The 7084-nt window shown below is 62.6% G+C and carries 5 protein-coding genes and 1 pseudogene; 3 read left to right on the forward strand and 3 right to left on the reverse strand.

Annotated elements, in window-relative coordinates; all coding sequences use genetic code 11:
* The 3 genes from cphA to iadA form a co-directional block, all read right to left on the reverse strand.
* Positions 1 to 2799, reverse strand: a complete 2799-nt coding sequence (cphA, locus tag GSQ73_RS08525; protein ID WP_158883025.1) for a cyanophycin synthetase — start codon at positions 2797 to 2799, stop codon at positions 1 to 3.
* Positions 2800 to 2841: 42 nt separating this feature from the next.
* Entirely contained in the window at positions 2842 to 3690 is an 849-nt protein-coding gene (locus GSQ73_RS08530) for a cyanophycinase (RefSeq protein ID WP_158883027.1), read from the reverse strand.
* Positions 3691 to 3787: 97 nt separating this feature from the next.
* Positions 3788 to 4960, reverse strand: a complete 1173-nt coding sequence (gene iadA / locus GSQ73_RS08535; protein ID WP_158883029.1) for a beta-aspartyl-peptidase — start codon at positions 4958 to 4960, stop codon at positions 3788 to 3790.
* A 472-nt stretch (positions 4961 to 5432) separates the two neighbouring features.
* Here iadA and GSQ73_RS08540 point away from each other — a divergent pair, with 472 nt between their 5' ends.
* From GSQ73_RS08540 to GSQ73_RS08550, 3 genes and pseudogenes are all read left to right on the forward strand, one after another.
* Positions 5433 to 6284: an ankyrin repeat domain-containing protein gene (locus GSQ73_RS08540; RefSeq protein WP_158883393.1), complete on the forward strand. Its 852-nt coding sequence runs from the start codon at positions 5433 to 5435 to the stop codon at positions 6282 to 6284.
* A gap of 24 nt (positions 6285 to 6308) precedes the next feature.
* Positions 6309 to 6449: a hypothetical protein gene (locus tag GSQ73_RS08545; RefSeq protein ID WP_158883031.1), complete on the forward strand. Its 141-nt coding sequence runs from the start codon at positions 6309 to 6311 to the stop codon at positions 6447 to 6449.
* Positions 6450 to 6503: 54 nt separating this feature from the next.
* Positions 6504 to 7084: pseudogene (locus GSQ73_RS08550) on the forward strand (ankyrin repeat domain-containing protein); the annotation flags it as partial.

Here is a 7084-nt window from a genome sequence, read left to right on the forward strand (position 1 = left end):
TCAGTCGTCGCTTTCGCGCGAGAAACGCACGCCGCGCTCGTCACGCACCACGTCGCCGAGATCCGCAAAACTCGCTTCGTCGAACGCCGGCTCGACCACCGGTGCCGCCGGCGCGGATGACGCACCCGATTCCATGCGCGGCTCGGGCGAGCCTTCCGGGCGGAACTTGATGATCTGCTTCCACGAACGCACCAATGCATCGGCGAACACCAGCAGCAGGTCGCCGCTGCGGCCCATGCGCAACGCGGCGTCGACGGCCTTGTGTTCTTCCGGGATGATCGAGATCGCATCGTCGGGCACGCCGGCCGCCTGCAGCGCGCGCGCGAGGATGCCCGGCACTTCGTCGCCGTCGCGGCCACGCAGCGAATCGTCACGACGGCAAATGTAGTGATCGAAGCGACCGGCGACGGCATCGGCGATCGCCACGAGATCCTCATCGCGTCGGTCGCCGGGACCGCAGATCACCACGATGCGCCGACCGGTGACATCGAGCCGTTGTGCGAGATCCGCCATCACCGACACTGCATGCGCGTTGTGGCCGTAATCGAACAGCACCTTGAACGGATGCTCGCTGTACACGTTCATGCGTCCCGGCGCCTGGAAGAACGTGGTGTCGAACGTGCGCAGGCCCTGACGAATCGCATCGAGCTTGATGCCCAGCGAAAACGCCATCGACGCGGCGACCATCGCGTTCTGCACGTTGTGCAGCGCGCGACCTTCCAGCGTGGCAGGAATCAGGTGCGTCCACAGCAGAGGAATATGGCTACCCTTGTCGTACAGCGTGATCATCGAACCGTTGACGCCAGCCTCGAGCGCGCACGCACGGCCACCGGCGCGCACGTGTTCGCGCACCAGCGCATGCGACGGATTCATCGTCACGTAGCAGATGACTTTCGCATCGGTGTAGCCGGACATCTTCAGCACGTTCGGATCGTCGGCGTTGAGCACGGCGCAATCCTTCGCGACCTCGACGACGATGCGCTTGACCTCGGCGAGTTGCTCCAGCGTGTCGATGCCTTTCAGGCCGAGATGATCGGACTGCACGTTGAGCACCGCACCCACGTTGACCGAAGGCACGCCCATGCCGGCGCGCAGCAGGCCGCCGCGCGCGGTTTCCAGCACGGCGATGTCGATGTGCGGATCGGACAGCACCATGCGCGCGGATACCGGCCCGGTCATGTCGCCTTCGACCGTGCGCTGGCCGTCGATGTAGACGCCGTCGGTGGTGGTGAGGCCCGGCGTGAAGCCGGCCATCTTGGTGATGTGCGCGAGCATGCGCGCAGTGGTGGTTTTGCCGTTGGTGCCGGTGATCGCGGCGATCGGCACCTGTGAGGGCGCGCCCGCGGGAAACAGCATGTCGATCACCGGGCCGGCTGCATCGCGCGGCGTGCCTTCGCTGGGACTCACGTGCATGCGGAAGCCCGGCGCGGCATTCACTTCGCAGATGCCGCCGCCGATGGTCTTGTAACTCTCTGCAATGTTGGTCGAGAGGAAATCCACACCGCCGACGTCGAGGCCGATGGCGCGGATGGCGCGCACCGCCATGTCGCGGTTGTCGGGATGAATGATGTCGGTGACGTCGGTCGCGGTGCCGCCGGTGGAAAGGTTGGCGGTGGAACGCAGGAACACCGTCTCGCCGTCCGACGGAATCGATGCGGCGGTGTAGCCGACACGCTCCATCATCATCTCGGCCTGCGCATCGAGCACGAGCCGGGTGAGGACTTTCTCGTGACCGATGCCGCGTCGCGGATCCTGGTTCACCACGTCCACGAGCTGCGCGATGGTCTTCTCGCCATCGCCGACCACGTGGCCCGGCGTGCGACGCGTCGCCGCGACGAGTTCATTGTTGACCACCAGCAGACGGTGATCGTCACCGCTGAGGAAGTTCTCCACGATCACCGAACGCGAATGCTCGCGTGCGGCCTTGAAGCCTTCGATGATTTCCTCGTCGGTCGACAGGTGGATCGAGATACCGCGACCGTGATTGCCGTTGAACGGCTTGGTCACCACCGGCACGCCGAGCCGGCGCGCGGCGCGCAGTGCGCCTTCTTCACTCAGCACCAGTTCCTGCTTCGGCACCGGCAGGCCGAGCGAGGCGAGAATCTTGTTGGTCTCTTCCTTGTCGCTGGCGAGCTCCACGGCGATGTGCGGCGTGCGGCCGGTGATGGTGGCCTGGATGCGCTGCTGATATTTGCCGTGCCCGAGCTGCACCAGCGATTGGTCGTTGAGGCGCAGCCACGGAATGTTGCGCTCTTCCGCCGCGCGCACCAGCGAGGCGGTGGACGGACCGAGTGCGCGGCGCTGCGCGTAGCGGATGAATTCATCGCGCGCGCTGGTCCATTCCCAACCTTCCGGCAGGTTGCCGCGCACGCGCAATGTTTCCGGCAACAACGAGGTGAGCAGGCGCAACGCGAGTTCGCCGGCAGCAATGCCTTCCTCTTTCTGCACGTACTCGTAGACCACCGAATACACGCCCGGCTTGTCGACGCTGCGCGTCTTGCCAAAGGTCACGTCTTCGCCGGCAACGTTCTGCAGCTCGATCGCCACGTGTTCCAGCACGTGACCAAGCCAGGTGCCCTCGCCTTCGCGCATGCGACGGATGAAACCGCCGGGCTCGCGATACGAGCAACCGTGTTCGGCCAGCCCCGGCAACGCCGCGACCAACCCATCGACAAAAGCCGCGCCGAGCTTGCCGGTCGGCCACTGCTCCAGTTCACCCAGATCGAGCTCGAGGCGGATCACCGGGAAATGCGCGTACAGCGACGGGCCGACGAAAACGGAGCGTTCCAGAATGCGCATGGCGGTTCCTCGAGCGTGAAGCTCGCTTGGGTGAAGTTTTTTTCAGGCGGTTTGCTTGGGCGCAGCCAGCGTACCGGCCGAAGCGTGGCGCGTCTGCATATTGAACGTGGCGCCGGCGATCAGCACGTGAATGGTCACGCCGAGCATGCAGACCGGATCGTGTTCTCCAGCCTGTGCCATCGACGAAAACTGCAGATTGCCTGCGTCGAGCACGGTGACCGAGCCGCTGCCTTCGACTTCCACCGTGTTGTCCGGGCGGATGAAGGCGGCGGTGTCTTCGTCCAGACCGATGCCGACCGCGTACGGGTTGTACGCCAGTGCGGCCATCAAGCGTCCCAGACGGTCACGCTGGCTGAAATGTTGATCGATGATGAAGCGATTGGTCAGCCCGAGCCCCGGCGCAAGTCGCACGCTGCCGGCGGTGGGCGACAGGCCTTCCTTGCCGAACGCGATCATGTGTTCGCTGAGAATGCTCGCGCCCGCACTGGTGCCACCGACATGCACGCCGCGCGCATTCAGCGCACGAATGCTCTGCGCCACCGGCGTGCCGCCAAGCATCGTCGACAGGCGCAACTGATTTCCGCCGGTGAAGAAAATGCCGGTGGCTTTTTCCAGACGCGCCAGCCGGTTTTTTTCCTCGGTGTCGCGACGCATGTCGAAATCGAGAACGCCGACTTCGCCTGCGCCGAGCGACGTGAACAGTGTTTCGTAACGCGAGCCCGTATCGGCGAGCTGGCTCGCCGTGGGAATCACCACGATGTTCGCATCCGCACCGCCACACAATCGAACGAATCGTTCGAGGATGCGTGGATCATTCTCTTTTTCCTCGGCCCCACCGATCGGCACGATCCATCCGCGTTGTTCTCCATCCACCACCCTGCTGGGACTCATCCTTTCCTCATCTTTATCGTCGATATTCGTTGTCATGGATTCTCTGCGCCCGCCGGATCGGTTGTGGTTATCCCTACCAGCCTGACGCATCGAACGTTCAGGTCGCGTGCTCGAACGCACCGAAGTGTTGAATCTTGCCGTCGCGCACATGCACGCGACCGAGAACAACCACATCGTGGGCGCGACCGTCGGCATCCAGCGCCACCAGGTCGGCATCGGCACCGACAGCGATCCGACCCTTGGCCGGAAGCCGCAGCACGCGCGCCGCATTGCTGGTGAACGCCGGCAGCGCGCGTTCCAGCGGCACACCGCGTTTCAGCACGTCATTCAAGGTTTCCAGCAGCGCGCCGGATTCGCCCACGCCCATCGAGCACACGTGGCCATCGGCGTCGAAGCATGGCAGGCAGCCGCCGGCGTCGGAACTGATCGTGATGCGCTCGGCAGGCGCACCGCTTTCGATGTAGCGAAGCAGTGCGTCGGCGGCGCTCCACGCGTCCTCGCCTTCTTCCACCGGAAAAGCAGTGAGGTCGATGGTGCAGCCGCGCTTCGCCAGTTCCAGCGCTTCGTCGAACAGCGCCTTGCGCCGGTTCACGTGGGTGGGATGAAACACGCGCGGCGGCAGCTCGCTTTCGTCCAGTGCACGACGCACGAGATCGAGCCCGCGCACGCCATCGCCCAGGTGCAGATGCAGGATGCCGGCCTTGCCGGTCATCAGTCCAGCCACGTGCGCGTCGGACGCGAGCCGCAACAGTTCATCGAAGGTCGGCTGGCTGGAACGGTGATCGCTGATCGCCACCTCGCCGATGCCGATCAATGCCTCGATGAAAACCAGGTCGCTGCGCACGCTGCCAGTGAGCGTCGCAGGTGGCACGTGATAGCCGCCAGTGAAAGCGAACGCGCTCAAGCCCTCCTCGCGCAAGGCGTACGTCGTTGCCAGCACATCGCGCGGTCCGCGTGCCACGTCGTCCGTGCCGAGCAGACCGACCACGGTGGTGATGCCGGCGCGAGTGAAACGCGATACGCCCAGCGGCGGCACACGCGTGCGGAAGCCCGCTTCGCCACCGCCACCGGTGACGTGCACATGCGCGTCGATCAGACCCGGAATCAGGCGCCTTCCCTGCAGGTCGATCGTTTCCACCGCCAAGGTGGCGGGCAAGGCGTCGAGGTCGCTGCCGATCCACAGAATGCGTCCGCCGCCGAGCAACAGATGTTGCCGACCCATCGGCTCGGGTGCGTAGACCAGTGCATTGCGCAGCAGCAGGAGATTCATCGACGAAGCGTGACGATGGCGCGGAGCGGCGTCAAGCAAGATCAGTTATGGCACAGAGGTGAGTAAGCCACGACTCCTCGATTGCTTGCTTGACCTCGGCAGCTTACGGCTGTCAAATCAAATACAGCTGCGCGTTGTAGCGACTACAAGGAACAACGGAATGTTTCGTTTCGCAAGCACTGCGCCAGCCTTGGCTGGACCCTATTGCTTGTTGTGTCGCTACATAGCTCGGCTCAGAGGATCGGCGAAATCGCTGCCAAAGATGCCGCAGCAACGGCGCATGCCGCCTCGGTGCCCGACGCGACATCGGCGCCCCTCGGCAGAGTTGCCGACATCTACACCTCCCCGCTGGACATGCCGCTGGCGAAGGCGATTGCCAACCCCGAAGTCTGCGTTGCCGCCACATATGTTTAGCTGTATATCCCGTTTTGCATTGCCGGTGCTGTGGCTGCTCGTGGCAAGCGGTTGCGACATGCCGCCGTCGCCATCGACCGGCACACCCGCGCAACAGTCGAAATACGCGCTGGATCGCATATACAAAGACCCCAAGGCGCAAGCCTTGGCGCTGGCAGCCGAGCAAGGCAACGCCGCGGAAGTACAGCGCCTGATGAAGCAGGAGCACGTGAACCCGGACGTAATCTTCGCCGATGATGAAAGCGGCATGCCGTTGGTGGCGTGGCCGGTTTTCACGCTCAATGCCACCGGCCTGAAGGCTCTGCTGGACAACGGTGCCAACCCGAATGCTCGCAAGCCGGGGACGCATAGAAGGCATTACAAAGATGGAAGCCAGGGAGATATTCATTTTAACTACGACAATGCAATGGTATGGGCCGCCAAACAGGATGATCCGATCTACCTGAAGTTGTTGCTGGATCACGGCGGCGATCCCAACACCCGCAACTGCAATGACGAGACGCTGCTATTCCAAGCCTATATCTGGCATAGACAATGGCAGAACGTGCAGGTCTTGGTGGAGCGCGGTGCCGACGTGAATGCGGTTACAGGGGTTGGCACCATCCTTTTCGATTTCTCTTCTTCGGGAGGGTTTGAACAATCCTATTGGCTGTTGCAGCATGGCGCCGATCCGACCATTGATGCGTATATCCCCCCTCCTCAGCCCGCGCCACCTCGCCATCGGATCATCGAAGATATTTTCTGGTATCCAACCGATCCAAAGAATTCGTCGCATATCAGTTGGCAGCGCAAATGCCAGCAATGGTTGCTGCAACGCGGCTTCAAACGACCACCTTTACCCGATGACTACCGTGATATGCGAAAAACTTTTGGCTTGCCCTACGAAGAAAAAGATATTCCGCTGCTGTAAACCCATCGGTCAAGGAGTGACGTCATGTCGAACGATCCGCAACAAGAGCAGGCGTTTCTGCAGCAACTTCGTGCCAGTGGAAGTTCTGCCATAGAGGGGTGTGGCGGCGCCATCCAGGCGATGGTCGACAACACGGATCGGCAGCACAAGGTGCATGCAGGTTGATCGAGACGATGGAATGGTTGCCACACATAGCCTTTGATGGCTGAAGGATTACGGATGCGTCGCTGGATATCCCGTTTTGCATGGCTGATGCTGTGGTTGTTTGTGGCAAGCGGTTGCGACATGCCGCCGTCGCCATCGACCGGCACACCCGCGCAACAGTCGAAATACGCGCTGGATCGCGTATACAAGGACCCCAAGGCGCGGGCCTTGGCGCTGGCAGCCGAGCAAGGCAACGCCGGGGAAGTACAGCGCCTGATGAAGCAAGAGCACGTAAACCCGGACGTGATCTTCGCCGATGATGAAAGCGGCATGCCGTTGGTGGCGTGGCCGGTTTTCACGCTCAATGCCACCGGCCTGAAGGCGCTGCTGGACAACGGTGCCAACCCGAATGCTCGCAAGCCGGGAACGCATAGCGAACACTATTCGGATGGGAGCGGCGGGACTCTTTTCGACTACGACAATGCGATGGTCTGGGCCGCGAAACAGGAAGACCCGATCTACTTGAAGCTCCTGCTGGATCACGGCGGCGATCCCAATACCCGCAACTGCAATGACGAGACGCTGCTATTCCAAGCCTATATCTGGCATAGACAATGGCAGAACGTGCAGGTCTTGGTGGAGCGCGGTGCCGACGT

Source organism: Rhodanobacter sp. L36 (assembly GCF_009765755.1).
In the GTDB taxonomy this organism is placed as follows: domain Bacteria; phylum Pseudomonadota; class Gammaproteobacteria; order Xanthomonadales; family Rhodanobacteraceae; genus Rhodanobacter.